We start from the raw sequence: 26,121 nt of genomic DNA on the forward strand, positions 1-26,121 counted from the left end.
ATTCCTCCCTACTTTCTTCAAAACTCCTTTTTGGATCGAGCCTAACTCTCTATTAGTTTACCACAAGGAAAAAGTAGGTCTACTCAATAGTTAAATTTATACGGCTGCCTTTTTCTTAACTAAAACAGCTATTGCAGCCATTAGCAGAATTATCCCCATAAAAGCAGGTGCAGCAGCTCCTAGCATTACATAAAGCTGTCCCCCAATTATTGGACCAATGATTCTTGCTAATGACTGAATCGATTGGCTCCCACCTTGAACGCGGCCTTGTTCACTCGAATCAGCAGATTTTGAGACCATTCCATTGAACGCTGGACCAAAGACTGAATCACCAAAACCGAAGATAAACATCCCGACGATGAAAAATGGATAGAAAGAAAAAATTGCAGAGGCACCGATCAACCCATACCCAATAATTTCAGAACTCATTCCTAAAATAACGATCTGTTTATCACTTAGTTTACGTAAAAGCCGTGGCATAATAAATCCTTGAGAAATAATATCCTGAATCCCCATAATTGAAAATACCAGACCGATCAGAGCAGGTTTCCAATTAAATGTATCGATTGTAAATTGAGACAAAATAGCTTGTAATGAACCGTTTGGAATCCAAAGTAAGAAAGCTGAAATAAGCAAACGATTTAAATTCTTCATCGATAATACATTGAATAGTTGGATAAATGGATTTAATCTTGATGGGGTAATTTCTTTTAAACGATTATCCTTATGAAGACTTTCCGGCATAAAAAAGTAGCCATAAACCACATTCAATAACGTGATGATTGCACCAAAATACAACGGCGCAGCATAACCAAATTTTGCTGCTAATCCCCCACCTAATGCAGGCCCCATAACAGAACCGACACCCGTGATCGCACTGACCCAACCAAAGTATTTGGTTCGCTGTTCTTTGGGTGTGATATCGGCAAAATAAGCAAAAATCGTGCTGATACTTCCTCCTGTTATTCCTTCAATGATCCGGCCAGCAAATAACACCCATAAAGAACCGCCGATCCCAAAAACCAAGAATCCGATTGCAGCTCCTAAAAGACTGAATAATAGCAACGGTCGTCGCCCAAATCTATCGCTCAATGCGCCAAGAATTGGAGCTGAAAAGAACATACAAAAGGCATATACTGAAATCAAAAGTGTAACGACAATTGCTTGATTATTTGGATTGATGATATATGGTTGGACTAAAAACGGGATGACAGGAGTTATGATGCTAAACCCTATTCCGATTAGAAATACAGAGATTAGACCAAAGAGTAACGCATGTTTATCTGTGGATGGTCCCGCTGCTATTTTATTTTGTGATTTTATCTTTGACATGAATAGTTCTCCTTAAACTTTTTAGTTTCCTAGGAAACATATCCACTTTACCTTTAATTTGTTTCCATGTCAACAAAAAAAGATGAGACAAAAGTAAAAAGCGCTTTTATCTCATCCTCTTTGAATACTATTATTTTATTCTGACTTGATATTGATTCCTTGTTTCCTCATTTCTTCGTCTAAGTGTTCACTATATTTTCCTATAAAACGAAGCATGTCATCAAATTGTTCTTGTGTAACATCTTCAAAAACCACTTTATCACGTTCTTGAAACTCTTCATGAAGTTTTTCATGAAGATCAAAAACCTGCTGACCTTGCCGTGTAAGCCGAAAATAGATTTCTTTTTTATTTTCAGGTTTTTGATAACGCTCAATCAAGTCTTTTTTTAGAAGCTTTTTCGTTATCTTACTGATAGCACCTCTTGTCATATACAAGGATTCCGCAAGTTGGGTCACATTGGGATCTGTTATTTTGCCAATTGATTCGATACAATGAACTTCGGAAGGTTTATATTCTTTAAGCGCTTGTTCCATTTTTTGTTTATTCAACCAAGATAGCTTATTAAATAACGTTCTGAATTCCATTGTTGTCTGTTCTTTTTTATTCATAGCCTATCTCCCTTTACCATTGAATCATTTATTCTAGTATAATGATTTTTTGTTTCTTTTACAACAATATTCAGTTTTTTTAAAAAAACTCGCCCCTGTTCTCGATCTCACTTAGGGTTAGAAAATGCTTAATCTAACTAAGCCAAATATTGACTTTTTTAGTCAAATAACGTACACTATGAACTTGAATCTGATAATTAAATAGTACCTCAAATCGAGGTAGAGGTTGCGTTTTTTATTAAGCTTATGGAGTGAGAGGACACGTCGAAATAAGTCTAGGAAAAATCGCCGAAATACATAATAGCCTCCCTGTTATGTGTTGGGCCGCAAGTGAAAAACTTGTGGACTGTCTTAGTAGTGATGCTAAGTTGCGCTATGTTTTTGTTGAGAGTACCTGACGATAGTAGGCAACCATGCATATTTGTATGGTTGCTTTTTTGTGCGAAGAAGAGCAATTCAACGCTCTTCTTCAAAGCTCTTTAAACCAAATTATAGTAGCACAAATTCAGTGATTTAAAAGAAAGGAAGAATAATATGAACAAAAAATCATTTTCACTTGGCTTACTGTTTGCAGTTATATTTAGTATTTTCTGCGCTCCATTGTTGAGCCAAGCAGAAGGAACAGGCGCGAATGGTGAATTCCGTGTCGGTATGGAGGCAGGTTATGCCCCATTTAACTGGTCACAAAAAACAGACGCAAATGGCGCTGTACCCATTCAAGGAAATTCTTCCTATGCAGGAGGATACGATGTCCAAATCGCCAAAAAAATTGCGGATGGACTGGATAAAAAACTCGTTATCGTTCAAACAAAATGGGATGGCTTAGCACCTGCTCTACAATCTGGAAAAATCGATGCCATCATTGCTGGTATGAGTCCAACCGCAGAGCGCCGAAAAGAAATTGATTTTACTGACCCTTACTATGAATCACAATTGGTAGTTGTCGTTCAAAAAAATGGACAGTTTGCAGAGGCTAAAAATTTAAAAGATTTATCTGGTGCGAAAATCACAGCACAGTTAAATACGTTCCATTATAGTGTAATCGACCAAATTCCTGGTGTGAATAAACAGCAAGCAATGGATAATTTCTCTGCAATGAGAACGGCCTTAGCATCTGGCATGATCGACGGTTATGTCAGTGAACGTCCTGAAGGTGTAACTGCAACAAGTGTCAACAAAGACTTGGAAATGCTGGAATTTTCTAAGGAAAATGGCTTCCAAACAAATGCTGAAGATGTTCAAATCGCGGTCGGAATGCGAAAAGCTGACCCCGAAATCAGCAAAGTCAATCAGATTTTATCTGGTATTTCTTCAGAAGAGCGAACAAAAATCATGGATCAAGCAGTCAAAGATCAACCAGCTGCTGAAACAAGCGACAATGAAAAATCGGGTCTTTTAAATGATTACAAAACTATTTGGAATCAATACGGCGGGATGTTCATCCGTGGTGCAGGTTTAACTTTATTTATCGCATTGATCGGAACGGTTGTGGGAACAACCTTAGGACTGTTGATTGGTGTTGTCCGTACGATTCCAGAATCTGAAAATAAAGTAACACGCTTCTTCCAAAAATTGGGTAATGGCTTGCTTTCTATTTATATTGAAGTATTCCGTGGTACGCCAATGATGGTACAAGCGATGGTTATCTTCTATGGTTTGGCTTTGGCTTTTGGAATTTCTCTGGATCGGACAGTTGCTGCATTGTTTATTGTTTCAATCAATACAGGGGCTTATATGTCTGAAATCGTTCGTGGCGGAATTTTTGCTGTCGACCAAGGACAATTTGAAGCGGCCCAAGCAATCGGGATGACACATGGTCAAACAATGCGTAAAGTCGTTGTTCCTCAAGTATTACGTAATATTTTACCAGCGACCGGAAATGAATTTGTCATCAATATTAAAGATACTGCTGTATTAAGTGTTATCGGTGTAGCTGATTTATTCTTCCAGGGAAATTCCGCATCTGGCGCGAACTTCCAATTCTTTCAAACATTTACGATCGTTGGAGTCATGTATTTGATCATGACGTATGCGATTACGCGTATTTTACGTGTCGTTGAGAAGAAAATGGACGGTCCTTCTGCTTATGTGAAACTAGAAGAAACAGATAATATAAAAGAAAGCTAAGAGGTGATGATGATGAACCAAATTATTGAAGTCGAACATTTAAGAAAAAGCTTTGGTGAAAATGAAGTGTTAAAAGATATCAACGTGACGGTAAATAAAGGAGAAGTCGTGACGATCATCGGCTCTTCTGGTTCGGGTAAATCGACTCTTTTACGTTGCATCAACTTACTGGAAAAGCCAACTGGCGGTAAAATTATCTATAAAGGTGAGAATGTTTTAGAACGTGGCTATAACTTGCCGAAATATCGAACTAATTTAGGCATGGTCTTCCAATCGTTCAATCTGTTTAATAATATGAATGTTTTAGAAAATTGTACATCTGGACAACTTACTGTTTTAAAACGCGGGAAAGAAGAGGCACGAAAAATTGCTTTAGAAAATCTTGAAAAAGTTGGGATGGAACGTTTCATCGATGCGAAGCCATCGCAACTTTCTGGTGGACAAAAACAACGTGTCGCAATCGCTCGTGCCCTTTCAATGAATCCTGATGTAATGCTTTTTGATGAACCAACCTCGGCACTTGATCCTGAAATGGTCGGTGAGGTATTAAAGACAATGAAAGATTTAGCGAATACAGGACTTACCATGGTCATCGTAACGCATGAAATGGAATTTGCAAAAGAAGTTTCTGACCGTGTAATTTTTATGGATAAAGGTGTGATTGCTGAAGAAGGTACATCTGATGATATCTTTGTTCATCCAAAAGAAGAACGGACGAAAGAATTTTTACACCGTATTTTGTCAAAATCATAAGTAACAGTGACTATGACAGAAGCATATCTCCAGAAGAATTACTTTTGCTTTAACTGTTTATTTGTATTTAGGGTGTGAAACAAAAGTGATTTTGGCTTTTGTCTCACACCCTTTGTTTATTTATATTTTCTAATCGTTGGTGGTGTATACGTATCAATAAATTGTTGAATTTCCTCTAACGAATTCGAAAAGAAAACCTTCTCTCGATCAGTCTGTGTTAAAAATCCATCTGCGACCATTTTATCAAAGAAATCCGCTAATAAATCATAATACCCATCGACATTAAAAAAGATACACGGATTTTGGTGTTCCCCAACTCGCCCCCATGAAACAACTTCTGATATTTCCTCTAGCGTTCCCGGTCCACCAGGTAATGCTAAGTAACAGTCTGCTAAATCGATCATCTTACGTTTGCGTTCATGCATATCCCTTACTTCATGCATCTCAGTGATATGTTGATGTGCTAACTCTCGCTCTAATAAAAACGACGGCATTATACCGATCACTTTTCCGCCCTTTTCAATAACCGTATCAGCCAAAATTCCCATTAAGCCGACATTCCCTCCACCGTAAACAAGGTCATAACCATTTTGACTCATCCATTGGCCTAATTCTTTTGTTTGCTCCTGATAAATCGTCTTGTTTCCTAAACTTGCGCCGCAATAAACTGCCATTTTTTTCATAAAATTCCCACCTACGCTCATTAAATAATTTTTTATGCTTCTTCATTTTTTGTTTGATACGATATATCATTAAACGATTTTATTGTATAGTTTTTTTGCTTGTATTCTTTTTGTAAAATCGTAATACTTGTATTGGCCAGCGGTCCACCTTCACGCCATTTAGCTTTTTCTTTTCCCACTAGTGAATTGATCAGCGTAATTAATAAAACCCCATGTGCTACGATCAATATTTTTCCATCCGGATATTCTTCACTAATCTTTTCTATCGTCTGAGTTGAACGTGCCACTAAAGAATCGATGGTCTCACCGCCAAAAGCTACTGGATCATATAAGTCTGGCCGTTGGCGCAAATGACTCGTTTGCTCATCTGTATGATCGATTTCAGCACCTTCACGTTTGCCAAATTTAATTTCTCTTAAGCTGTCATAGTAGTTAAGCGTTAAACCATCCAAAAAATTATTTTCTTTTAGGATATAATTTGCTGTGTCCATTGCTCTTTTTTGAGTACTAACAAAAGCTGCATCAAATGATAGATCACAAAGATAACGTCCGGCTTGAATCGCTTGTTCGATTCCTATCGGCAACAAGGGTGAATCAATGTCTCCTCCTTGAAATCGTAAACTTAAATTCAACTCAGTTTTACCGTGTCTAACAAAATAAAATGTGGTCATTTTTTTCCATCCCTTCATTTTTTAAGCGTCTTTATACTTGATCATGATACTACAAATAGAGCCTCTTTACTTTAGGAACACTAAAGTATTTTTCATTTTAGTCTTCTCTATGATACCATAACAAAAGAGACTGTCAGGGTTTGTTAGGATACACAATCAATTTTTGTCTGTGTATTTTAATTTAGCAGATCAATGTGGTACTTCTTTTAAGCTATTTTGATCGCTCTTACACACAAACTAAAAAGTTCACTAAATTAGATTTAAGAAAGATGGGATATAATGGAAAAGAAAATCAGGATTCGCTCAATGGAAGAACGTGATCTTCCTGCATTACTTGAGATTGAAAATACGATTTGGACAAATGAAAATTCTCCAGTACTTCATTATTATAAATCTGTTGATGAATATAAAGAGAAAATCGACGGACGAATCATTTTTGTCGCAGTAGAAGGAGATACTGTTCATGGTTTTGTTGATGTTCATCATCCAACGCCTCTGCTCTCTCATAAAAAACAATGGATGTTTGGTATCGGCGTTCATCCGAATAGTCAGTCATTCGGTATTGGGCGGCAATTATTAGATTATTTAAAGGAAGTTGCAGTGACAGAAGGGATTCATAAAATTTCTTTGCGCGTCATGGGGCCAAACACGAAGGCGATTCAGTTTTACCGTAAAAATGGGTTTATTCAAGAAGCGTTATTCAAAGATGAATTTTTTATCAATGGTGCATTTTGTGATGATTATCAATTTGCCTTTTTCACTACTCAATCTCAGTGATTTTTAATGTTTTCAAAAAACCTTCCATTTTTTCTGAAAATTCGCTTGCTGTAGTCTTCTTATTCTGTTATTTTTATTAAGGACAAAATTTAAGGAGTGTTGAAGTGTGACAAAGAAATTATCATGGCGTGATTACCTTTATGTAGGTTCCATGCTGTTTGGTTTATTTTTTGGAGCAGGGAATCTGATTTTTCCTGTTCACATGGGACAAGAGGCTGGAGCTAGTATTTTTCTGGCTAATCTCGGCTTTTTGATTACAGGTATTGGTTTACCCTTTTTAGGTGTGATTGCTATCGGTATTTCCAAAAGTAATGGTGTTTTTGATTTGGCAACTCGTATTAATCGACGTTATGCAGTTTTGTTTACTGTATTGTTATACCTGACGATTGGTCCTTTTTTTGCCTTACCTCGTCTGGCAACAACGTCTTTTGAGATTGGTTTAGCTCCTTTTATCCCAAGTGATCAGTATACCTTGATTTTAGCAATTTTTTCAGCGCTGTTCTTTTTGGTTGCTTGGGCTTTTTCACGTAAACCTACTAAATTATTAGGTTATGTAGGAAAATTTTTAAATCCATTATTTCTATTTTTGTTAGCAATTTTGATTCTACTGGCTTTTCTTACACCACTCGGGTCTATCTCATCTGCCCCAGTGACTGAGACTTATGCAGCCAATCCTTTTTTTAAGGGCTTTACTGAAGGTTACAATACATTAGATGCACTAGCTTCTCTAGCATTTGGGATCATCATTGTTTCGACGATTCGAGGAATGGGTGTAGAAAAACCAAATGATATTGCGAAAGATACCATCAAATCTGGTGCGATCAGTATTATTTTAATGGGTATCATCTATACATTGTTATCTTACATGGGGACAATGAGTTTGGGTAAATTTCCTCTTAGTGAAAATGGTGGAATTGCTTTAGCTCAAATCGCAAACTACTATTTAGGTAATTTAGGTAGTGTTCTACTGGCATTTATTGTTATTTTAGCCTGTTTAAAAACTGCCATTGGGTTAATCACGGCTTGTTCTGAAACATTCAGTGAGCTTTTTCCCAAACGTTCTTATGGTTTTTACATTGCAGCAGCCAGTATTTTACCTTGTCTGTTTGCCAATGTTGGCTTAACGAATATTATTCAATTTTCAATTCCTGTCTTAATGTTTCTCTATCCTTTAGCGATGACCTTGATGATTCTAGTCATCATCAGCCCACTCTTTCATCATCGCAAGGAAGTCTATCAAATGACGACTTATGTGACATTATTTGCAGCCTTACTTGATGCTTTAAACAGCTCACCTGAGTTCATCAAATCAAATGGTCTCGTTACAACTATTTTAAAGGCTGCTGAACATTATTTGCCTTTATTTACGATTGGTATGGGATGGGTCGTCCCTGCAATAATTGGCTTTGTGATTGGTTTGATTTGGACGAAGGTCAAAAAAGAAGCTGTTCCTAGCTAATCGCGATAAGCTCGGACAGATGTGGTTGCTTGTGCTTCTATCATTCATATTTGAGGAGTGAGATAACAGTAGATTTTACTTTTGTCTCACTCCTTTTTTTGTTTTAAATAAGTTCATGATCTTATCTTCAGGATCCTATTTTTTTAATCAAAATAAGAAATAACCTTTACTCTCTCTTATCCTTTGTTCGTTTTTCATCAAAACTACCTTTTTGTTAAATATGCATCACTAACTGTTCACCAACTATCGTCTTAGCTGACAAGTGTCCATAAAGTACAGTAGAATAGGGGCAAGGAAGTGATTAAAATGTTATATGAGGAATTGATGATGGATTCAGGAATGCTTACAAAGTTTAAAGTATTCAAGCGTATTACACAAATCAATCAACCAGATATCTCTATTACCCAGTTATCTGAAGAACTCTTTTTAAATTATCAGCAGACATTTATTATCATAAATGAAATCAATAATGATTTAGTCAAAGTGATTTCTACTCACCCATCAATTTTGCAAAAAGCAGGAAAGATCGACAGTACTAAAATGCTGGTAATGATTGATGAATATCGGTATTATCTACTAAAAAAATCGGTTCCGTTTCAATTTATTCTTTATTTTTTAAATCATGATTCTCCAAGTATAGATGATTTTTGTCAACGTTATTACGTGAGTCGCTCAACAGTTTCCAGAAAGATCCTACCCTTAAAAAAACATGTAAAACAATTTAATTTACGCTTTACATATACTGAAGCAAACTTGTCTGGTGACGAGCGCGCTGTCAGGATCGCGCTTTTTGATATTTTATGGCTAGGAACACGAGGAACCGTTTGGCCTTTTAAAAGCGTTGCCCTTGAAGACGCTGAAAAACTTGTCCATGCATTTTCTGAATATTTCCCATTGTCCAGAACCTATTTGGGTGCCAAAGAGCTGACGTATTTTGCAGCAATCTTTCTTTGCCGTACTCGGAAAAAATTTTTTGTTCTTTATGATGAACGTTATAACTTCTTAATGATGAATAATCCGTACTATGATTTTGAACGACTGAACAAAGAGCTTAGTCCAATTCAAGCATTACCTTCTAAGTATAGTAAAGGAGAAAGTAGCTTCATCTTTTTCTTAGCTCACTATGCACCTTTTTATACTTTGGATGATGATCCTTCATTAATTCAAACGCTCCATGACTTTTCTTCTAGACCGAATCCTGTCTATGAATTAGTCCAAGAATTTTTAGCGTATGCTAAGCTCAATGTCTTTAAAAAAGAACCAGAATTGCTCAATAAACCAAATGTGATTGGAAATTTGCTGAACATTACCTTTGCTTTTTATGTCTTGCGCCAACCTCTTCCAAATCTTCAAAAATTGATAGAATTACCGCGTAAAAGGAAAAAACTAGACGAACTTCTGGAAATAAAAATTCAAGCTTTTTTTGATGAAAAAGCAAAAGAAAAAGAGTATAAATTTATTTATACAATTAAAGCGTCGGTCGTTACAATGTTCAAAGCTGTATTACTTCCTATTTATGATAAACCAAAGCATTCTGAGCATTTAAAAATCGGTATTGCTTTTGAACATAATTTTCTTTTGGTCAGAAGGATCTATCAGTTTTTAAATGATTTAGATTTTGTTGATGTCTCTCATTATCAAGAAGAATTGAATGAACAATATGATTTGGTCGTTAGTTCTTCTTTATTACCTAGAAAAAAATATCCAGAATTACCGCTTTATTTCTGGGATTTGTCTTATAATGAAGAAAATCTAGCTGACCTGTACCGCACAGTCCAGCAGGTTGTTGATAAAAAAAATAGTATCACAGAATAAAGAATCAGCACTGAACTAGTATGAGATACCCTTTATTTCACCCAATATTGTATATTATTCTGATTTTTTTAGTAGGGAGAAATACTTTATAAAAAAGGATTCAGATTGTATAAAAAAAGAGTGAGGCAAAAGTTAAAAATACTTTTGTCTCACTCTCGACTAACTAGATAATATGAAGCTTACTCATCATAAGTAGTCTCATGAAAAAATTCTACGTCCAATCCTTTTTCTTGTTCTTCTTTTGTTGTTTCTATTCTGGTTACTTTTGATGCAGCAATCAAAATAAGTCTGGTCACAATGAATGCATAAGCGGCAACGAAACAGACCCCTAAAATTTGAACAAGTAGTGCCTTTAAGCCCTCGGATGTTACCAATGAAGCGCCGGTTCCAAAAATACCAATCAAAATAGTTCCAGTAAATCCTCCGACACCATGAACACCCCACACATCTAATGCATCATCCCAGCCTTTTTTCTTACGAAAATCAACAGCAAGATTACAAATAATTGCCGCAATAGCACCGATTATTATTGCTTCTGCTGGTGTTACATACCCTGCACAAGGCGTTATCGTTGCTAGACCTGCAACTGATCCTGTCAATATATCAACAAAATCATAATATCCTTTTTTAAATTTAGCAAATAAAATCCATACAGTTAGAGCGGTAGCGAGTGCAACAAACGTCGAAACAAACGCATTTACGGCCTGAATATCTGCACGTAATGCACCACCCGCATTAAAACCAAACCAGCCAAACCATAAAAGTCCTGTTCCGATTGCAGCAACCATCAAATTATTGTGTTGATTTTTTTGTTTTTCCGTTAGTTTTCTTTGTCCTAAGTAAAGAATCGTTGCAAGAGAACCAAATCCAGCTGTCGTATGAATAACTGTCCCCCCAGCAAAATCTTTAAAATTGAAATCACTTAAGAATCCACCACCCCAAACCCAATGGCAGACTGGAAAATAAATCAATAAATTCCAGCCGATCAATAATAAAATATAGCCTTTCAGAGTCAATCGATCAGCAAAAGCCCCTGTCATAAGAGGAACTGTGATCACACAGAACATTAATTGGAAGGCAAAAAACATCAAAAAAGGGATCGTTGCGCCATGTAAAAGATTTGCTAACGTACCTACATTTTTCATAAGAAAAAAATCGGCCGGGTTTCCAATGACGCCATAAACATCTGATCCAAAAGCTAGTCCAAATCCTCCAAAAATCCACATCAACGTTGTTATTCCAACTGAAATAAATGATTGCCCCATAATAACCAAAATATTATTTTTACGTGCCAAGCCTCCATAGAAAAAAGCTAACCCTGGTGTCATTAAACTCACCATTGCCGTACATAAAATCATAAATGCTGTATCACCTGTATTAATTGTATTTGACATATAATTCATTCCTTTCTCTGAGATCATAAAATAGAACAGTACATTTTAATGGATCAATAGCAACGTATTCTATTTATCGAGTATCAAATTTGAGCATCGATCAGCGCTTGAACATAGGATGATTTTGCATGCATCAAGCGACTCGTTTCTATTACTTCTTCTAAACGTCCTTCTTTTAGAAAAATAAGTTTATCACAAAAATAAGTAGCTACTTCTAGATTGTGGGTAACCACTATATAATACAAGTTAAATTCCTTTTTCAAAGTATTTAACAGCTCAAGCAAGCGATCCACATTGAATAAATCCAGCGAACTAAATGCTTCATCAAAAATCAATACCTTTGCGTCTGTCAATATACTTCTCGCAATACAAATGCGTTGAATCTGTCCACCACTTAACTTTCTTGGTTTCTTATCTAACAGCTCTTCTGATAATCCCACCTTATTCAAAATTGTGATCATCTTTTCTTTTGATTCTACTTTTTTGTTTTTTCCGCTCATTGATTCTAACAATGCTTTTTCTACAGTAAATTCAGGGTTGATTGCAGATATGTAATCTTGAAATATCATGCTCACAGGATTCTTTTCTTTGCTTGATCCTTCCAATTTCAACACCACTTTGCCTGAACCTTTATCTGGCTTTTCAATACCCGCTATTAGTTTAGCTAATGTTGTTTTCCCGCTACCACTTTCTCCTAGAATACCAATACTCTCTTCTGAAACACAAAGTGAAAACGGCTTTAGTCCACCGTCCATTTTCTCTTTTGCTCTAAACAACTTCTCCTTATAATACGTCTTTGATAATTGCTCAAGAACTAACCAATTTTCCATCTTTTAATCTCCAAAATGTCGAGCCAATTTTATTTTTTATTCTGCGCATGTTTCCTAGATAGGTTGTTGAGTCAATATCCATCTTATCTACTTTTTCGTGCTCGATTTTTATACCCTCTTGCAAGACAAGCGCCGTATCACACAAATAGTCTACAATCGCAATATCATGTGTTGCCAGAAGTAGAGTCGTCTTACGCTGTTTTTTTAACTGCAAAAAAATATCCAGAACTCTCTTTCGATTGACAGTATCCAGTGCACTCGTTGGCTCATCAGCAACAATGACTTTTGGTTTTAAAACAAGCGCCAAGCCAATAGCACAACGCTGTAGCGTTCCTCCCGATAATTGAAATGGGTATTTTTTTAAAATACTTTCAGGCAAATCCATACTTTCCAATAACTGTTGGATCATACCTGTTCTCTCACTTATTGAAAATTGATTTTCTGCTAATGTTTCTTTAAATTGAACTGCCATTTTTTCAATAGGATCAAATGCTTCTGATGCATTTTGAGGAATGTACGCAAATTCACGACTTAATGCTGCTGAATAATTACTATTGTTTTTTTCCTGAATAACGATTTTTTCCTGAGTATTCGGGAGATAGGTAATGAGTCCCTTTGAATGAAGTGACTTTGGACAAATTCTCAGAATTGTTTTAAGAAGTGTCGTTTTTCCACTTCCACTTGGTGCCAAAATCCCTAAAAACTCATTTCTTTCCACCTGAAAAGTGAGATTGGCAAGCACTGTTTTATTGGTTTTGATTTCATCTACTGTCAAATCATCAATTGCCAAAATTAGTGTATTTTCCATTGCTTTCTCCTTCATTCGTTAGGTATTGGTTTCATTGATCGTTTCTGCAATTGCGTCTCCTATATAATTAAGCATCGCTATCACAATAAATATTGTGACACCCGCAGGAATCATTTGCCAAGGCTCCACTACTGCGATCTCTCTTGATTCATTTAACATTCTGCCCCACTCAGCTGTCGGTGGTTGAATTCCAATGCCTAGAAAAGATAGCGCGCTAATACTCATGATTACCGCACTTATATCTAATGTAGAGTAAACGATGGTTGAACGAATAATTGGTTGAAAAATATGCTCTTTAAATATCCAACTTTTAGACTTTCCAGAACTTATTGAGAAGATAACATAATTTTTTGTTTTATAATTGAGAACTTCCGTCCGGATAATTTTGATGTACCAAGGAAATCTTACAATCGTCAGTGCTAAAATAATCGTCAATAAACTAGGACCTAAGATACCTATAATACATAAAGACATCATTTCATTTGGCAAAGAAAGCATTAAATCGCAAAAACGCATCATTATTGCATCGATCCAGCCACCAAAAATCCCAGAAATCCCCCCAAAAATGAGTCCCATCAAAAGAATTAAGAAAACAATAAAAAATGAGAGTAGTAACGTCACCCTGCCGCCATACAATATCCTCGAAAAGATATCCCGACCTAACAGATCTGTTCCAAAAAAATGCTCACTGCTTGGATGTGCCAATTTATTCATAATATCTTGTTTATTTGGATCATATGGCGACAATAAATCAGCAAATATAATTCCTAAAATTAAAAGACTCAAAAAAATAACAGACGCAAGCACTATTTTATCCTGAACTATTTTTTTCATTGCATCCATTATCTCCCTCGCTCTCTTAGTCTTGGATCAATCCATTTGATTAGGGAATCGATCAACAAGCTACTACTAATAAAGAACAACGACATGATTACAATATATGCTTGTAAAACAGGTAAATCACGATTTCTGATTGCAGTAATACAGAGAAGCCCCATCCCAGGCCAAGCAAAAACACTTTCTACAATTACACTACCAGCGATAAGTTTTGGGATACTTACTCCAATTGAAACAACAGATGAACGTAAAGAATTTTTCAATAAATGTTTCGTGATTGTTTTTTTTGAAAATCCTCTTGTAAAATAATAGTCAACATAGGGCAATTGTTTATTCTGCAATAAATCATTACGAATCAGGCGTATATACGAGCTAGAATATGCCAAAGAAAGGGTCAATGCTGGTAAAAAAACTGACAATAGACCTACAGCTCCGCCTGTTGGAAACCAATTTAACTTTACAGAGAAGAAAAAAATCATTAACAACCCTAACCAAAATGAAGGGATCGCATTTAGGATGAACGTAATCATCCTTAAGGTTTTTTCAGTCCAATGATTTTGATAGTTAGCAGCTAAGACGCCTAATACCAAACACGTTATAAAAACGATGACTAATGTCACGATGGTCAAAAATAATGTATAGGGCATAGCCTCACGGATCATGCTATCAATATTTTTGCCAGTGGCATAGCTTTTACCCAAATCCCCTTTTAATGCATGTTGCACCCATTCAACGTATCTTACAAAAAAGGGCTGATCTAATCCCAATTCTGAACGCATCTGACTTACGTTTTGCTCAGTTGGTGTGATTGCTTTTACACGCAGTGCTACTTCTGCTGGGTCATTGGATAGGTAAGTCAATAGAAAAAAAGGAATAAATGTTACTAAAAATAGAAGAAGAAGAATTTTCCCACAATTTTTAATAATAGCTTTGATCATTGCCATCCAACTTTCCATCCTTATTCAAAGAACATTTTTTCAAAAGGTATCTCATACTGTGAATCATTAAATTCGATATTCTTGAGGTTTGATGTGCCAATTGCTTTTGTTTTTGAATAAGAAATAGGAATATATACGCATTGATCATTGATATATGTCAATATTTCAATGTAATCCGTTTGTCTTTGTTTTTCATCCGGTTCAATCATCACTTGTGTAATTTTTTCATCTAGCCATTCTTTTTTATCCAAACCCAATTGTGCCTGATAATCTCCATGTGCCGGTATTCGCCAAGAAGAAAGATACGATTGCGGATCATATGGGGTTCCCCACGAAAGTGAATATTGTAAATCGAAATCTCCATCTTTTTGACGATCAAGAAAATTCTGCTTTTCCTCAGAAATGATTGCTAGGTCGATTCCCACTTCTTTAAGATCAGCTTGAACTGACTGGGCAATCGTTCCTTCTTGTGCATTTTGCGCATTGTAGGAAAACGTTAGTGCCAACGGTTTACCATTCTTCATGCGAATTCCATTTTTTCCTACTTTCCATCCGGCTTCATCTAGCAACTGTTTCGCTTTTTCTAAATTATGATCATAGTTCGCTAACTCAATATCACAATAAGGAGCCGTTTTCGGTAATAACGTATCCGCTTTGTCTTCTGAATTATTTAATATGCCCGCAATGATATTCTCTTTATTGACTGCGTAAGTAATCGCTTCTCTTACATTTAAGTCGCTCAAGTTTTCTCTTTTACTATTTAATAGTATTGCACGGGAAGCTACAGGTTGACTCGATAGTGCTACAAAGGAATCTTTATCTGTTTTCATTGAATTATAGGCATCCATATTTAACTGATCGCCGTCTGAACCATAAATAAGATCAATTTCTCCATTTTTTAGAGCAAGTAATAACGCTTGTGAATCTGGAATTACTTTCCAATTCACTTCTGAATTTTTTGGTTTTTCACCCCAATAGTCTTTGTTCATTACAAATTGTGCGTACTGATTGTCCTTGTGTTTCTCAAGTATATAAGGCCCTGTCCCCGCATAATTTGATACACCATTTTTAGAGTCTCCCTCAATAAAACTTTTAGGTGAGATAAAGCGAAAGGGTCTAGTCAAACCCAGCTCGATTAACGTTGGATAGTAAGGATGGTTTAATGTTAATTTGAATGTCTCATCATCAATTACTTGTGTTGATTCGATTTCATTGACCATATCTAGCCAAGCATGACGTTCTTTATTTGCTAAAATCGCGTCAAAATTTTTCTTCACAGCGTCAGCATTAAATGCAGATCCATCTGTAAATTTCACATTATTCTGTAAATGAAAAACATATTCTTTTCCATCTTCAGAAATAGTCCAACTTTTTGCCAACGCAGGTTTGACTTTCCCATCTTCGTTTTTTGTCAATCCTTCAAAAACCATATTTTGTGCAGCCATTTCCCCGTCATATAAATGTGGATTAATATCTCGTACATCTTTCGTACTTCCATAATTTATTTGATTAGAAGATTGACTGTCTTTTTTTGATGAATTACAACCTGCTAGAATTATTAACAGTATAAAGAAAGTAAAAACAAAGAGTAAACCCCTTTTTTTATCCTTTAACAACAACTCATTTCATCTCCTTTATTCTTTATTTCACTGCTTGTATCAGGAATATAGGTGAAAATGAAAAATTAATTTTTTGAATATCACTTAGCAATTGATCATTCATATTCTCATGAACTGTAATCGATTGAAAACCGCATGCTTTCAATACCTTCTTATCCCATATAGGACGAGTAATTTTTGATAACGGCATTTCTTTGGCTAAGTCTTCCATCCAATCAATATCTGTATCTACATAATAATCTTTGATGGCCATTTCTTGTGTTAATTCTCTATTTTTTTCATATTTCTCCCGAAGTGTTTCATCATAAAGATATTTATACCAATTTGAATCAAAATTCAGCAAAATACCTCCTGGTTTCAATACTCGATACCATTCCTTATAAGCTTCTTTTGGTTCTTCTAGGTTCCATGTGACATTTCTTGTGACAATTGCATCGAAATACGCTGTATCAAATGTCAAATTATGGGCATCCATTAATTTCCATTCAATCTTTTCAGCAAGATCACTCGCATTTAACTTTGCTTGGATCAGCATTTCTTCTGTCATATCGATTGAGGTCACTTCAAACCCTTTTTCAGCAAGTAGTATAGACAAGAAACCTGGTCCCGTACCGATATCAAGAATCTTTTTTACAGGTTGCTCATTTTCGTTAAATGCATTAACGATCACATTTTGCCATAACGATTTTTGTTCACCTAATAATTCTTCATGATGCTGTTGTCCATAAGTTTTAGATCTCTCTGACCAATAATCAATAATTTCATTTTTAAATGTCTTCTTAGCCATCTCCATACTCATTTCCCCTTTTTACTATATAATAGAAAAAACATATTTACATTTTCTATTAAAGATTCAATAAAAAAACATCTATCTCATCCATTAACTCTGAATATAGTTGTCATTTTTACTGAGAATCAATTCAGGATAATTAAGTTGTTCTATTCGAAAATGATTTAATGCTTGCATAAGGATATATCGATTTTCTTCTCCACTTTTGCCCAATGCTCGAAGCACAAAACCAGGTTTTTCTAAACTTGAAATGCCAAATTTGACGGTCGTTTCGATCATATTTAATTTTTCTCTGATTGTTTCAATAACCTCTTTTGTGCATTGAGGACTGATAATGATTAGCGTATTGTAATTCAAATTTTCTTCAAAATAACCCAGTGCAGACATCTCATTTTTCGACGGTTCCGAAATTAAATGATCGTTATAAATTAATTCCTTATCCATAAATATCGTCGTTTTCATCTGTAGTTCCGTATACTGAAAAGGTTGCTCATCAGCAGACCATCCCGCTGTTACTCCATCCATCAAAATTAAATTAGCATTGGCTTTCATGTGAATGATCGTTTCTTGTTTATAGATTGAATTTTTATAGGGGATCACTTCATCTGTTAAGTACTCAAATGTACTATTTTCCTCTAATACAAGTTGTGTTTTTTGTGTTGTTTGTATGTTGTTATCACATTTATATACATACGTTGGTGCCTGAGTCGTTATAATAGCATGTGCTTCTTTAGCTACATTAACATCAAGTTCATACTTTTCGCCTTCAATAAACCCTCCGCCAGTACTAATGAAAAAGTAGTACGGCGTCACTTCAGCTGCCAAAGGAATATTCGATGATACACGAGAATTACCTTCATGATAAATTCTGGAAGCAATTGTTCGGCCGTTACGGTTGGTAAATGCCATTTCGATAAGTCCGTCTGTATCTTGTCTCATATTATAAGCCTTCTAGTAAAACATTTTTGCGGATCCACTCATTCACAGCTGCTACCCCTTCTTGATCCTTTAAGTTAGTAAATAAAAAGGTATTATCATCTCTGAAAACTTCTGTGTCTTTTTTCATAACCTCTAAGTCAGCACCGACATAAGGGGCTAAATCAATTTTGTTTATAATAAATAAATCACTCTTGATCATCCCTTGACCAGCTTTTCTAGGAATTTTTTCTCCTTGTGCCACGTCAATAATATAAATAGATGAATCTACTAATTCTGGACTGAATGTTGCAGCTAAATTGTCGCCACCACTTTCCAAAAAAATAACATCCAAATCTTCAAATCGTTCTTCTAATTGTTCAATTGCAGCAAAATTCATTGATGCATCTTCACGGATTGCCGTATGCGGACAACCGCCTGTTTCTACACCGATAATTCGATCTTCGCTTAGAACAGAGTTATCACACAAAAATTTCGCATCTTCTTTTGTATAGATATCATTTGTGATTACAGCAACATTCAAATCCTCATTCATTTGTCTCACTAAGCGTTCAATAAGTAGCGTTTTTCCTGATCCAACAGGTCCACCGACACCAATTATTACTGTTTTTTTCATCTGTTATTTCCTCCCTATGACATAAAAAGTCTAAAAATCTGTGTCTCATGATTGATTTGTGATAATTCGATTCCAGGAACATTGGCACCTAGATATGAAGCGTCTAATTGCTTAATTTCTGTTAAAATCCCTTCTAACAAGGGGATTGTTCTTTGTAAGATTAATTGCCCGCTTTTTTGTCCCAGTGGTACGGCTCTTACAGCGTTTTGAATCATTGTAGAGTTTATACTATAGCCATAAAGTAACGTTGCTTCCTCTACTTCCAGTCCTTTATCATGTGCAAAAATAGCAAATACAATTGCTGGATTTCCATAAACAATCGTTTGTTTGATTCGTTGCTTATACTCTTCCAGTAATGGAATATCATGTAATGTTTGAACGAGATCGATCATTTGCTTTGCAATCATTTTCGTCCCGTTTCTTGTTTCAGCGGCTTGCGAAGAACATGTGATGAGTTGATCGTATTCCCAAATTTTTTCTATTTCTTCTTCTTCCAAAGCGTTGAAGCAAAGTTTTATAAGTAATCCTTCACCATATTTAAATTGTGTTTTTAAATAGGTGTCCAACCAAATTTCAAAATCATCTGCATTTACTATCTTATCTGTTCTCAAATAATTTTCCATGCCAAAAGAGTGGTTGAACGTCCCTATAGGAAAAGTAGAATCACAGACTTGCACAACATCTAAGAAGTTTCCAAACCCTTTTGCATTAATGCTCATGTGACAAGTCCACATGTTTCAAGGCTTTTCTTAACTTGATTTTTTTTACCTCGTACCGCACATTCTTTTTAATCAAGAGATCGATTACCGTTGGATCGACTTCCAAAACAATTTTTCCATCTTCTACAACGACAGGTTTATGTGTATTTCCAAGTAAATGAGCAATTTCACCCATTTCATCCATCGTTGATGGCTTAATGATGATCATTTCTTCAGAACGTACTGCAATCACTAAAACATTGTGGTCATCGATAAAGAAGACTGATCCATTACGCAACGGTTCACTTTCACTCGTTAATCGAATACCATAATCATTGCTATGATCTGTGGTTACTCTTAAAATTCTCTTATTTAAATCATCACTGTTTAACATAACTGTTTCAACATGATATTTAGTGATATCGTCGATTTCATCAATGTTTGAATCAATAGTTGTCAAAATCATATTCTTCCTCCTGTAATAACATATTGATAATTTAATAGAACAAAAGTGGCAATAGCTTTCTTAAAATTTCTTCTAAATGCATATACACAACATTTCTTTTAAAAGAATTTTTGATAGCTTGCCACTTTTGTCCCAATATTTTTCTGTTTAGAATAAGTAATATCTTTGGCTTAGAGCCACAGTATCAACGGGATCACAAGTAATCAATTCATCATCTATTTTCACATCGAAAGTATGAGGATCAACCGTAATTGTTTTTGGACTAAAACTATTTAATTTCATATCACGTTTGGTCAAGTTTCTTGTATTATGAACTGGTAAAACAACTTTTTCTAATCCAATATTTTCCTTGATTCCATGATCAAATGCGAACTGCGAAACGAATGTGATATTTGTCGCATTCACTGCTTTACCGTATGCGCCAAAAAGATCTCTCATTAAGCGAGGTTGTGGTGTAGGCAGACTTGAACTCGCATCTCCCATAACACCGTAACTGATCATGCCCATTTTTAATACCATTTTTGGTTTTGCACCAAACTTCGCAGGTTCCCAAATCACTAAATCAGCATATTTGCCTACTTCGACAGAACCGATATAATCGGATACACCGTTTGTGATGGCTGGATTTATTGTGTATTTAGCAATATAGCGTTTGATACGATTATTATCGTTAAATTCACTATCTCCCTCTAATGAGCCACGTTGTTTTTTCATTTTATCCGCTAATTGCCAACAACGCATTGCAACTTCACCAACACGTCCCATAGCCATCGCATCAGATGTCATAATACTTAGCGCGCCCATGTCGTGTAAAACATCTTCTGCAGCAATCGTTTGTTTCCGCACGCGAGACTCTGCAAATGAGACATCTTCTGGTAGTTTAGGATCTAAATTATGACAAACCATAACCATATCAAATAATTCACTAATTTCATTGACCGTATAGGGATTTGTCGGATTTGTTGATGAAGGTAAAACATTATCATGTCCTGCTACCACCATAATATCTGGCGCATGTCCGCCACCAGCACCTTCAGTATGGAAGGTATGCACTGTTCGCCCTTGAAATGCATCCAATGTATTTTGAACGAATCCACCTTCATTCAATGAATCCGTATGAACCGCAAATTGAACATCATATTTATCAGCTGCTTTAAGTGAGTTATCGATACCTGCACTCGTTGCGCCCCAATCTTCATGGGTTTTTATCGCCATTGCACCAGCTTCAATTTGTTCAGCAATAGTCTCTGGCACAGCTCCTGCACCTTTTGCCATCACGCCCATATTGATCGGCAAGCTTTCAGCCGATTGAAGCATTCGTTCAATATGCCATTTTCCTGGTGAAGTAGTAGCTGAATTGGTTCCATCAGCTGGCCCTGTTCCGCCGCCAAATAATGTTGTGATCCCATTATCAAGTCCTGCTTGTGCTAATCCTGGTGAAATAAAATGCACATGAATATCCAATCCACCTGCTGTAACGATCAGACCCTCAGCAGAAATTGCTTCTGTACTAGCACCCACAACAAAGTCAATGTCATCCATATTATCTGGATTTCCACCCTTACCAATTGCGATGATCTTGCCGTCACGAATCCCTATATCTGCTTTGATAATTCCAGTATAATCAACGATTGTCGCATTTGTTATGATTGTATCTGCAACTAATGGATTTGCTGCACGGGTTTCTGTAGCGCTTTGTCCCATGCCATCTCTCAGCACTTTTCCTCCACCAAACTTACTTTCTTGTCCATGAACAGTATAATCTTTTTCAATTGCCGCAAATAAATCAGTATCCCCTAATCGAACACTATCACCGACTATCGGGCCAAACATTTGCGAATATTTACTTCTATCCATTTTAAAGCTCATATTTTTCCCTCTTTTCTCTTACTTTTACTTATTTTACCCGATCATCATCCAAATAGCCGTCCACTTTATCATTGAATCCAAAAATACGGCGTTTGCCACCTACATCGATTAGATTTACTTTTCGTGTTTCACCCGGCTCAAAACGAATCGCTGTTCCTGCTGGAATATCCAAACGTTTTCCTCTTGCCTTTTCACGGTCAAATTTCAAGCCCTCTTCATTTGCTTCGTAAAAATGAAAGTGTGAGCCGACCTGAACAGCACGATCGCCAACATTTTTCACTTCTAAGGTGATTGCATCGTATCCCTCATTACAAACTACTGGCTCTTTTGCTAATTTATATTCTCCTGGAATCATATCTTTTCCTCCTTCATCAAATAACTAACTGTACGTTTATTGGATTGGATCATGAATCGTCACTAACTTCGTTCCATCTGGAAAGGTCGCTTCTACTTGGATCATCGGAATCATTTCAGAAATACCTTCCATAACATCATCTTTTGTTAAAAGATTTCTTCCCTCATTCATTAATTCTGAGACTGTTTTTCCCTCACGTGCTCCCTCTAAAACTAAATCGGTAATTAGTGCCACACTTTCAGGATGGTTTAATTTAATTTTTTTGTCTTTTCTTCTTTGGGCAATCATTGCCGCTAAACTGATCATCATTTTTTCTTGTTCTCTTGTTGTCAACTGCATATTAAGTGCTCCCCTCTTATTTTTATTTAGGCCATAAATCAAGCAGCATCAGGAATCCTGGAATCCAAGCTGTAACAATTCCTTCACCGACTAATAGATAACCTACAAATTTCCCTAAATTTTTCCCCAGTGTATTTTCAAGAAATCCTGTAAACCATAGAATTCCCCAGAGAAACCAAATTATTCCATATAATGCATTGCCACCATATCCATAAAAACATAATATTCCTGCTGGAATAGCGTTAATGGCAACAAACAAACTGAACCAACCATAGAGTTTCTGGTCCAAATCAAACATAGCGTTGATTGCTGTATAAAGATAAGTGAACGCAAATAATAACCCCGTCGCACTCGCATAGAACCAAGACGAATCTTTACTAGCAACTATTCCATAGGATAGTGCCACCAAATTTAAAATTAAACTTAATCCGCCTGTAAATAGATTCATGACCACGATGGATTTATCTTTGGTTCCTTGAAGCCGATATAGCCCATTACTCATCAACACCATTCCTACATACAATAAAATAACTCCAAGCATTGCCATCCTCCTGTCTTACTATATATATTTTTTTATCTAACTCGCTTATAAAGAGTGTACCCAAAAATACTTGATCAACATTATTTAAAGGGTTTTTGATTTATATTAAAAAAACAGTCTAAAACCTAATTCCATCCTAGAAACAGCTAATTATGAGTTAAAAATAACTAAAATCTAAAATATTAACCTTACACAAAAATAGGATAAATCTTTTATTTATATGTTTATTTCATTTTGTCAACAAAAAGCCTTTATATAACATGTATTCTACTCTTAAATATCCTCATTTACAAACAATATCATTCTTTCATTCTTTTTTCATAAATTTTGTTATAAAAAAAGGACTAAAACACAGATTTTTGTCCCTGTATCTCAGTTCTATTTAGTAAAATTTATTTATTTAATATTCTTTATCCATATTTCACTTCAACTATAGACAATTCTTAGGTATGAGCGACTAACTATTTGAGATCAACTCTCTTTATTACCTAGAAAAAATAGTTAGAACTATCGCGTTACTTCTGAGATTTGTTCTATGATGAAGAAAAGCTAGCTAGTTCATTAAATTACATTCTAACTTTTATCCTCGTTTTGCATTTAAATTCACGACAACGATATCACCTTTATCGTATCTGTGGCGTGTTTGCGAATATTCAAACGGAACACCTGAATCTAAAAATACGACTTGATCAACTTCCAAGATCGGGTCAATTTCTTCACATTCCAAATATTTTTTATCATTTTCATTTGGTCGATCTGCATGAATTCTACGATTAGCAACCCCAATGCCCAAACCCAATACGTCTTCAATATGACTATATATCGAGTGATACAATACTTTTTCTGTGATACCTGTGATAACTTCAATTGGCATGATCGTATACTCCAATAACAAAGGTTCTCCTTTAAAATAACGTAGACGAATAATATCATAAACTGGTTTTGAGGGATCAATCATTAGTTTTTCGCATTCTATTTCATTAGGAAAACGAATTGAAAAGGAAATAATTTTACTCGTTATTTTTCCTTTTGAACCTAAATGTTTAGTCACACCATTGTAGATATCCGCTTTACTATCAAGTTCTGACAATGTACGGGCATTTTTCCTCACGAATGTTCCGGAACCGCGACGACTATATACTAAGCCTTCGATTCTCAAAATCTCCAATGCTTTTTGTATCGTCATTCGACTTGTTTTATATTCTTTGGCCAACACTACTTGCTCTGGCATTGATTTTTCGCTGTTATAAAAACCACTAATGATTTTTGCACGAATATCATCTGCAACTTCTTTGTATCTTGACATGACAAATCCTCACATTCATTTTTCTTTCATTTATTATAAAACGGATCATATGCATTATCAACTCCTTTAAATGTTGTTCATTTTAAAATTAATGACTTTACATTTAAATTTTTATGCTGTAAACTCTGTTTGTAAACGTTTACTATAAAATCAAAATAGGAGAATCATTATGAAACCTACTAAGAATTTTTTTTGGGGAAACTCTGTTTCAAGTATGCAAACGGAAGGAGGATGGAATGAAGGCGGAAAAAGCTTATCCGTTTATGATATCCGTGAAGCATCTGAATTTGCCAGTGACTGGCATTATGCCAACGATAACTTCCACCATTTTGATGAAGACTTAGATTACATCAAAGATTTAGGCATGAATATGTATCGTTTTCAGATTTCATGGAGCCGTGTGGTCAAAGATGGTGATGGTGCGTTCAACGAAGAAGGCATTGCTTATTATGAACGTTTAATCGATGGCTTATTGGCTCGTGGTATTGAACCTATGATTTGTTTGTATCATTTTGATATGCCCTTACATCTAGCAGAAAAATACAATGGCTTAATGAGTAAAGAGGTATTGCATGCTTTTGTTCGTTATGGAAAAGAAATGATCGACCGCTTTGCCAACAAAGTTAAGTATTGGATCGTCTTTAATGAACAAAATTTGTACCATGTTTCAGAAGCATTCAAAATTAGCGGTTACGTAAAAGGAGAACGAACGATTGATGATCTTTATAAAATTCTACACAACGTAATGACCGCGCATGCTCGAATTGCTAATTACATTCATGAAACAACGGATGCTAAAATTGGCGGCATGCTAGCTTACTCCGAAGTCTATCCTGCTACAAGCAATCCAAAAGATATTTTAGCTGCTAGAAAATGGGATGAATTTGTCAATTACACGTTGCTTGATGCCTATACTAAAGGTGTATATTCTCATGAAATGATGACCTTTGTAAAAAATAATCAAGTCGATATGGGGATTCTGCCTGGTGAGTTAGAAGATATTGGAAAGCAAAAAAATGATTTTTTAAGTTTCAGTTATTATGCATCAACGACTCTTAATGGGGATAAAATTCCAATTGGAACCCCTCCAAACTTTTTCCTTGATTATGCTAAAGAAGATAATCCTAACATCAGTACCACCGAATGGAATTGGCAGATCGATCCACTTGGCTTTAGAGATGTTTTAAATAAAATGTACCAACGCTATCGTTTACCTGTCTTTCCTATCGAAAATGGGATCGGGGTTCAAGAAGAATGGGATGGCATAAATCCAATCCAAGACGATTACCGAATCGACTATCATCATGACCACTTAAAAGCAATGTATGATGCTATGATTATTGATGGCGTAGACGTTATTGGTTATCTTGGCTGGGGCTTGATCGATATCTTAAGTTCTCAAGGGGATATGCGCAAGCGATACGGACTCGTCTATGTCAATCGGACAAACCATGATTTACTAGATATGAAACGTGTACCTAAAAAAAGTTACGATTGGTTTAAACAAGTGATAGCTACTAATGGGGAGATCATTTACAGTAAAGGGGAGTAGT

Annotated in this window: 26 protein-coding genes and 1 riboswitch; of the genes, 6 read left to right on the forward strand and 20 right to left on the reverse strand. The window is 35.7% G+C overall.

Features of this window, described 5'->3' with window-relative positions:
- Positions 1-96: 96 nt before the first annotated feature.
- Both IGI43_RS08575 and IGI43_RS08580 read right to left on the reverse strand, forming a co-directional pair.
- Entirely contained in the window at positions 97-1,332 is a 1,236-nt protein-coding gene (locus IGI43_RS08575) for an MFS transporter (RefSeq protein WP_438757399.1), read from the reverse strand.
- A 135-nt stretch (positions 1,333-1,467) separates the two neighbouring features.
- Entirely contained in the window at positions 1,468-1,941 is a 474-nt protein-coding gene (locus IGI43_RS08580; protein WP_438757400.1) for a MarR family winged helix-turn-helix transcriptional regulator, read from the reverse strand.
- A gap of 212 nt (positions 1,942-2,153) precedes the next feature.
- Positions 2,154-2,325: riboswitch (Lysine riboswitch) on the forward strand.
- A gap of 150 nt (positions 2,326-2,475) precedes the next feature.
- On the opposite strand from IGI43_RS08580, the gene IGI43_RS08585 reads away from it, so the two are divergent.
- Both IGI43_RS08585 and IGI43_RS08590 read left to right on the forward strand, forming a co-directional pair.
- Entirely contained in the window at positions 2,476-4,068 is a 1,593-nt protein-coding gene (locus IGI43_RS08585) for an ABC transporter permease subunit (RefSeq protein ID WP_438757401.1), read from the forward strand.
- 9 nt (positions 4,069-4,077) lie between these two features.
- Positions 4,078-4,821: an amino acid ABC transporter ATP-binding protein gene (locus IGI43_RS08590; protein WP_438757402.1), complete on the forward strand. Its 744-nt coding sequence runs from the start codon at positions 4,078-4,080 to the stop codon at positions 4,819-4,821.
- Between the two features lie 116 nt (positions 4,822-4,937).
- On the opposite strand, the gene IGI43_RS08595 is transcribed toward IGI43_RS08590, so the two are convergent.
- Together IGI43_RS08595 and IGI43_RS08600 are read right to left on the reverse strand one after the other, a co-directional pair.
- Positions 4,938-5,504: a TIGR00730 family Rossman fold protein gene (locus IGI43_RS08595; RefSeq protein ID WP_438757403.1), complete on the reverse strand. Its 567-nt coding sequence runs from the start codon at positions 5,502-5,504 to the stop codon at positions 4,938-4,940.
- 32 nt (positions 5,505-5,536) lie between these two features.
- On the reverse strand, positions 5,537-6,175 hold the full coding sequence (locus IGI43_RS08600) for a histidine phosphatase family protein (protein ID WP_438757404.1): 639 nt from the start codon (positions 6,173-6,175) through the stop codon (positions 5,537-5,539).
- A 279-nt stretch (positions 6,176-6,454) separates the two neighbouring features.
- Here IGI43_RS08600 and IGI43_RS08605 point away from each other — a divergent pair, with 279 nt between their 5' ends.
- From IGI43_RS08605 to IGI43_RS08615, 3 genes are all read left to right on the forward strand, one after another.
- Positions 6,455-6,952, forward strand: a complete 498-nt coding sequence (locus IGI43_RS08605) for a GNAT family N-acetyltransferase (RefSeq protein WP_438757405.1) — start codon at positions 6,455-6,457, stop codon at positions 6,950-6,952.
- Between the two features lie 106 nt (positions 6,953-7,058).
- Complete coding sequence (gene brnQ, locus IGI43_RS08610) at positions 7,059-8,411, forward strand: branched-chain amino acid transport system II carrier protein (protein ID WP_438757406.1); 1,353 nt, start codon at positions 7,059-7,061, stop codon at positions 8,409-8,411.
- Between the two features lie 306 nt (positions 8,412-8,717).
- On the forward strand, positions 8,718-10,226 hold the full coding sequence (locus IGI43_RS08615) for a helix-turn-helix domain-containing protein (protein WP_438758835.1): 1,509 nt from the start codon (positions 8,718-8,720) through the stop codon (positions 10,224-10,226).
- Positions 10,227-10,405: 179 nt separating this feature from the next.
- Here the strand turns inward: IGI43_RS08615 and IGI43_RS08620 are convergent, their stop codons facing one another.
- From IGI43_RS08620 to IGI43_RS08695, 16 genes are all read right to left on the reverse strand, one after another.
- On the reverse strand, positions 10,406-11,620 hold the full coding sequence (locus tag IGI43_RS08620) for an ammonium transporter (protein WP_438757407.1): 1,215 nt from the start codon (positions 11,618-11,620) through the stop codon (positions 10,406-10,408).
- Between the two features lie 83 nt (positions 11,621-11,703).
- Complete coding sequence (locus IGI43_RS08625; RefSeq protein ID WP_438757408.1) at positions 11,704-12,450, reverse strand: ABC transporter ATP-binding protein; 747 nt, start codon at positions 12,448-12,450, stop codon at positions 11,704-11,706.
- On the reverse strand, positions 12,428-13,258 hold the full coding sequence (locus IGI43_RS08630; protein WP_438757409.1) for an ATP-binding cassette domain-containing protein: 831 nt from the start codon (positions 13,256-13,258) through the stop codon (positions 12,428-12,430). Before IGI43_RS08630 ends, IGI43_RS08625 begins: the two co-directional genes overlap by 23 nt.
- Positions 13,259-13,276: 18 nt before the next feature.
- Positions 13,277-14,101: an ABC transporter permease gene (locus IGI43_RS08635; protein ID WP_438757410.1), complete on the reverse strand. Its 825-nt coding sequence runs from the start codon at positions 14,099-14,101 to the stop codon at positions 13,277-13,279.
- Complete coding sequence (locus IGI43_RS08640; protein WP_438757411.1) at positions 14,101-15,039, reverse strand: ABC transporter permease; 939 nt, start codon at positions 15,037-15,039, stop codon at positions 14,101-14,103. Before IGI43_RS08640 ends, IGI43_RS08635 begins: the two co-directional genes overlap by 1 nt.
- A 14-nt stretch (positions 15,040-15,053) precedes the next feature.
- On the reverse strand, positions 15,054-16,652 hold the full coding sequence (gene nikA, locus IGI43_RS08645) for a nickel ABC transporter substrate-binding protein (protein WP_438757412.1): 1,599 nt from the start codon (positions 16,650-16,652) through the stop codon (positions 15,054-15,056).
- A gap of 22 nt (positions 16,653-16,674) precedes the next feature.
- Positions 16,675-17,445: a class I SAM-dependent methyltransferase gene (locus IGI43_RS08650; protein ID WP_438757413.1), complete on the reverse strand. Its 771-nt coding sequence runs from the start codon at positions 17,443-17,445 to the stop codon at positions 16,675-16,677.
- A gap of 87 nt (positions 17,446-17,532) precedes the next feature.
- Positions 17,533-18,381: an urease accessory protein UreD gene (locus tag IGI43_RS08655; protein WP_438757415.1), complete on the reverse strand. Its 849-nt coding sequence runs from the start codon at positions 18,379-18,381 to the stop codon at positions 17,533-17,535.
- 1 nt (position 18,382) lies between these two features.
- Entirely contained in the window at positions 18,383-18,994 is a 612-nt protein-coding gene (ureG, locus tag IGI43_RS08660) for an urease accessory protein UreG (protein ID WP_069645911.1), read from the reverse strand.
- A gap of 14 nt (positions 18,995-19,008) precedes the next feature.
- Complete coding sequence (locus IGI43_RS08665) at positions 19,009-19,707, reverse strand: urease accessory protein UreF (protein WP_438758836.1); 699 nt, start codon at positions 19,705-19,707, stop codon at positions 19,009-19,011.
- Positions 19,703-20,158 (reverse strand): urease accessory protein UreE, encoded by a 456-nt coding sequence (locus IGI43_RS08670; protein ID WP_438757416.1) that lies wholly within the window; start codon positions 20,156-20,158, stop codon positions 19,703-19,705. The genes IGI43_RS08665 and IGI43_RS08670 overlap by 5 nt, the downstream gene beginning before the upstream one ends.
- A 147-nt stretch (positions 20,159-20,305) precedes the next feature.
- A complete protein-coding gene (gene ureC / locus IGI43_RS08675) occupies positions 20,306-22,027 on the reverse strand; it encodes an urease subunit alpha (RefSeq protein ID WP_438757417.1) in 1,722 nt (573 codons plus the stop codon).
- A gap of 28 nt (positions 22,028-22,055) precedes the next feature.
- Positions 22,056-22,382, reverse strand: coding sequence for an urease subunit beta (locus IGI43_RS08680; RefSeq protein WP_438757418.1), 327 nt, complete (start codon positions 22,380-22,382; stop codon positions 22,056-22,058).
- Between the two features lie 36 nt (positions 22,383-22,418).
- Positions 22,419-22,721, reverse strand: a complete 303-nt coding sequence (locus IGI43_RS08685) for an urease subunit gamma (protein ID WP_438757419.1) — start codon at positions 22,719-22,721, stop codon at positions 22,419-22,421.
- A 22-nt stretch (positions 22,722-22,743) separates the two neighbouring features.
- Positions 22,744-23,262 carry an AmiS/UreI family transporter gene (locus tag IGI43_RS08690; RefSeq protein ID WP_438757420.1) on the reverse strand — a complete coding sequence of 173 codons (519 nt, stop codon included), beginning with the start codon at positions 23,260-23,262 and terminating at the stop codon, positions 22,744-22,746.
- A 580-nt stretch (positions 23,263-23,842) separates the two neighbouring features.
- Positions 23,843-24,568, reverse strand: coding sequence for a GntR family transcriptional regulator (locus tag IGI43_RS08695; protein WP_438757421.1), 726 nt, complete (start codon positions 24,566-24,568; stop codon positions 23,843-23,845).
- A 169-nt stretch (positions 24,569-24,737) separates the two neighbouring features.
- Between IGI43_RS08695 and IGI43_RS08700 the strand changes: the two genes are divergently transcribed.
- Positions 24,738-26,120: a glycoside hydrolase family 1 protein gene (locus IGI43_RS08700; RefSeq protein ID WP_438757422.1), complete on the forward strand. Its 1,383-nt coding sequence runs from the start codon at positions 24,738-24,740 to the stop codon at positions 26,118-26,120.
- Position 26,121: the final 1 nt, after the last annotated feature.

The organism is Enterococcus sp. AZ126 (assembly GCF_051714545.1).
Lineage (GTDB): Bacteria > Bacillota > Bacilli > Lactobacillales > Enterococcaceae > Enterococcus_L.